Here is a 4408-nt window from a genome sequence, read left to right as displayed (position 1 = left end):
GTTAATACCTAGGATAAGTGGACGTTACTCGCAGAATAAGCACCGGCTAACTCTGTGCCAGCAGCCGCGGTAATACAGAGGGTGCAAGCGTTAATCGGAATTACTGGGCGTAAAGCGCGCGTAGGTGGCCAATTAAGTCAAATGTGAAATCCCCGAGCTTAACTTGGGAATTGCATTCGATACTGGTTGGCTAGAGTATAGGAGAGGAAGGTAGAATTCCAGGTGTAGCGGTGAAATGCGTAGAGATCTGGAGGAATACCGATGGCGAAGGCAGCCTTCTGGCCTAATACTGACACTGAGGTGCGAAAGCATGGGGAGCAAACAGGATTAGATACCCTGGTAGTCCATGCCGTAAACGATGTCTACTAGCCGTTGGGTCCTTTGAGGACTTAGTGGCGCAGCTAACGCGATAAGTAGACCGCCTGGGGAGTACGGTCGCAAGACTAAAACTCAAATGAATTGACGGGGGCCCGCACAAGCGGTGGAGCATGTGGTTTAATTCGATGCAACGCGAAGAACCTTACCTGGCCTTGACATAGTAGAAACTTTCTAGAGATAGATTGGTGCCTTCGGGAATCTACATACAGGTGCTGCATGGCTGTCGTCAGCTCGTGTCGTGAGATGTTGGGTTAAGTCCCGCAACGAGCGCAACCCTTTTCCTTATTTGCCAGCACTTCGGGTGGGAACTTTAAGGATACTGCCAGTGACAAACTGGAGGAAGGCGGGGACGACGTCAAGTCATCATGGCCCTTACGGCCAGGGCTACACACGTGCTACAATGGTCGGTACAGAGGGTTGCTACACAGCGATGTGATGCTAATCTCAAAAAGCCGATCGTAGTCCGGATTGGAGTCTGCAACTCGACTCCATGAAGTCGGAATCGCTAGTAATCGCGGATCAGAATGCCGCGGTGAATACGTTCCCGGGCCTTGTACACACCGCCCGTCACACCATGGGAGTTTGTTGCACCAGAAGTAGATAGTCTAACCCTCGGGAGGACGTTTACCACGGTGTGGCCAATGACTGGGGTGAAGTCGTAACAAGGTAGCCGTAGGGGAACCTGCGGCTGGATCACCTCCTTAACGAAAGGTGATGGCTTAGTAAGAATCCACAACAAGTTGTTCTTCGGTATATGATCTGAGGGTCTGTAGCTCAGTTGGTTAGAGCACACGCTTGATAAGCGTGGGGTCACAAGTTCAAGTCTTGTCAGACCCACCATTGACCATAGAGAAAAGGCAATCAGAGATATACACAATTCAAATGATATAAGCTGGGGACTTAGCTTAGTTGGTAGAGCGCCTGCTTTGCACGCAGGAGGTCAGGAGTTCGACTCTCCTAGTCTCCACCAAATCTTAAGATGAGAAAAACAACGTTTTTCCTTAAGATTTAAACAAGAAGCTATGCTTCGCGTAGATAAGCACTTAAAATCAGAGATTACAGAACTTAGTAAGTTTGGCTTATTAACTTCTGTGATTACACAGTGACCTAATTGCTGACGAGGCATTAGGAAATCATTAACAGATTGAATCAGATTGAGTCTGAAAATAATTGTTCAACTCATTTATATAAAGATGACATGCAAATGTTTAATTTATATGAACTGAGAACTAGCGAAATTAACTGAATCAAGCGTTTTGGTATGAGATTGAAGCTGTACACTTTAGACATCGCGTAAGCGACTGTTTGGGGTTGTATAGTCAAGTAATTAAGTGCATGTGGTGGATGCCTTGGCAGTCAGAGGCGATGAAAGACGTGATAGCCTGCGAAAAGCTTCGGGGAGGCGGCAAATATCCTGTGATCCGGAGATGTCTGAATGGGGGAACCCACTTACCATAAGGTAGGTATCATAAACTGAATACATAGGTTTATGAGGCGAACGAGGGGAAGTGAAACATCTCAGTACCCTTAGGAAAAGAAATCAATTGAGATTCCCTTAGTAGCGGCGAGCGAACGGGGATCAGCCCATGAAGTGATATGTGTTTTAGCGGAATGCTCTGGGAAGTGCAACCGTAGAGGGTGATAGTCCCGTACACGAAAAGGCACATATCATGATAACGAGTAGGGCGAGGCACGTGAAACCTTGTCTGAATATGGGGGGACCATCCTCCAAGGCTAAATACTCCTGACTGACCGATAGTGAACCAGTACCGTGAGGGAAAGGCGAAAAGAACCCCTGTGAGGGGAGTGAAATAGATCCTGAAACCGCATGCATACAAGCAGTGGGAGCATATTTATTATGTGACTGCGTACCTTTTGTATAATGGGTCAGCGACTTATATTCAGTAGCAAGGTTAACCGTATAGGGGAGCCGTAGAGAAATCGAGTCTTAATAGGGCGTTTAGTTGCTGGGTATAGACCCGAAACCAGGCGATCTATCCATGAGCAGGTTGAAGGTTGGGTAACACTAACTGGAGGACCGAACCCACTGTCGTTGAAAAGCCAGGGGATGACTTGTGGATAGGGGTGAAAGGCTAATCAAGCCTGGTGATAGCTGGTTCTCCCCGAAAGCTATTTAGGTAGCGCCTCGGACGAATACCATAGGGGGTAGAGCACTGTTTCGGCTAGGGGGTCATCCCGACTTACCAAACCGATGCAAACTCCGAATACCTATGAGTACTATCCGGGAGACAGACTGCGGGTGCTAACGTCCGTAGTCAAGAGGAAAACAATCCAGACCGCCAGCTAAGGCCCCAAAATCATAGTTAAGTGGGAAACGATGTGGGAAGGCATAGACAGCTAGGAGGTTGGCTTAGAAGCAGCCACCCTTTAAAGAAAGCGTAATAGCTCACTAGTCGAGTCGGCCTGCGCGGAAGATGTAACGGGGCTAAAACTATGTGCCGAAGCTGCGGATTTGACAATAGTCAAGTGGTAGGGGAGCGTTCTGTAAGCCGATGAAGGTGTGTTGAGAAGCATGCTGGAGGTATCAGAAGTGCGAATGCTGACGTGAGTAACGACAAAACGGGTGAAAAACCCGTTCGCCGAAAGACCAAGGGTTCCAGTCCAACGTTAATCGGGGCTGGGTGAGTCGACCCCTAAGGTGAGGCCGAAAGGCGTAATCGATGGGAAAATGGTTAATATTCCATTACTTCTGTGTAATGCGATGAGAGGACGGAGAAGGTTAAGTCAGCCTGGCGTTGGTTGTCCAGGTGGAAGACAGTAGGCATGCATCTTAGGCAAATCCGGGGTGCTCTATGCTGAGAGTCGATAGCAAGCAGGTTTACCTGCGAAGTGGCTGATACCATACTTCCAAGAAAAGTCTCTAAGCTTCAGTTACACAGGAATCGTACCCTAAACCGACACAGGTGGTCAGGTCGAGTAGACCAAGGCGCTTGAGAGAACTCTGCTGAAGGAACTAGGCAAAATGGTACCGTAACTTCGGGAGAAGGTACGCTGCTCGTGGTGATGGGACTTGCTCCTTGAGCTACAGGCAGCCTCAGAAACCAGGCCGCTGCAACTGTTTATTAAAAACATAGCACTCTGCAAACACGAAAGTGGACGTATAGGGTGTGATGCCTGCCCGGTGCTGGAAGGTTAATTGATGGGGTTAGCGTAAGCGAAGCTCTTGATCGAAGCCCCAGTAAACGGCGGCCGTAACTATAACGGTCCTAAGGTAGCGAAATTCCTTGTCGGGTAAGTTCCGACCTGCACGAATGGCATAATGATGGCGGCGCTGTCTCCAGCAGAGGCTCAGTGAAATCGAAATCGCGGTGAAGATGCCGTGTACCCGTGGCTAGACGGAAAGACCCCGTGAACCTTTACTGCAGCTTGACATTGAACTTTGATCTTACTTGTGTAGGATAGGTGGGAGGCTTTGAAGTGGTGACGCCAGTTACCATGGAGCCATCCTTGAAATACCACCCTGGTAATATTGAGGTTCTAACTCTGATCCATAATCTGGATCGAGGACCATGTCTGGTGGGTAGTTTGACTGGGGCGGTCTCCTCCTAAAGAGTAACGGAGGAGTACGAAGGTGCGCTCAGCGTGGTCGGAAATCACGCGTAGAGTATAAAGGCAAAAGCGCGCTTAACTGCGAGACCAACAAGTCGAGCAGGTACGAAAGTAGGTCTTAGTGATCCGGTGGTTCTGTATGGAAGGGCCATCGCTCAACGGATAAAAGGTACTCTGGGGATAACAGGCTGATACCGCCCAAGAGTTCATATCGACGGCGGTGTTTGGCACCTCGATGTCGGCTCATCTCATCCTGGGGCTGAAGCAGGTCCCAAGGGTATGGCTGTTCGCCATTTAAAGAGGTACGCGAGCTGGGTTTAGAACGTCGTGAGACAGTTCGGTCCCTATCTACCATGGGCGTTGGAAATTTGAGAGGATCTGCTCCTAGTACGAGAGGACCAGAGTGGACGAACCTCTGGTGTACCGGTTGTGACGCCAGTCGCATCGCCGGGTAGCTATG

The 4408-nt window shown here is 49.3% G+C and carries 2 tRNA genes and 2 rRNA genes; all 4 read left to right on the top strand.

The features are described from left to right. Window positions 1–1082, top strand: a 16S ribosomal RNA gene (locus tag I2F31_RS13175); the annotation flags it as partial. Between the two features lie 59 nt (window positions 1083–1141). Then, window positions 1142–1218 (top strand) — tRNA-Ile (locus I2F31_RS13170). 54 nt (window positions 1219–1272) lie between these two features. Further along, a tRNA-Ala gene (locus tag I2F31_RS13165) sits at window positions 1273–1348 on the top strand. Window positions 1349–1695: 347 nt separating this feature from the next. Continuing rightward, a 23S ribosomal RNA gene (locus I2F31_RS13160) occupies window positions 1696–4408 on the top strand; the annotation flags it as partial.

It is taken from the genome of Acinetobacter rathckeae, from assembly GCF_015627125.1.
In the GTDB taxonomy this organism is placed as follows: domain Bacteria; phylum Pseudomonadota; class Gammaproteobacteria; order Pseudomonadales; family Moraxellaceae; genus Acinetobacter; species Acinetobacter rathckeae.
Note: the sequence above shows the minus strand (reverse complement) of the source record. Positions and strands in the feature narration are given on the sequence as shown.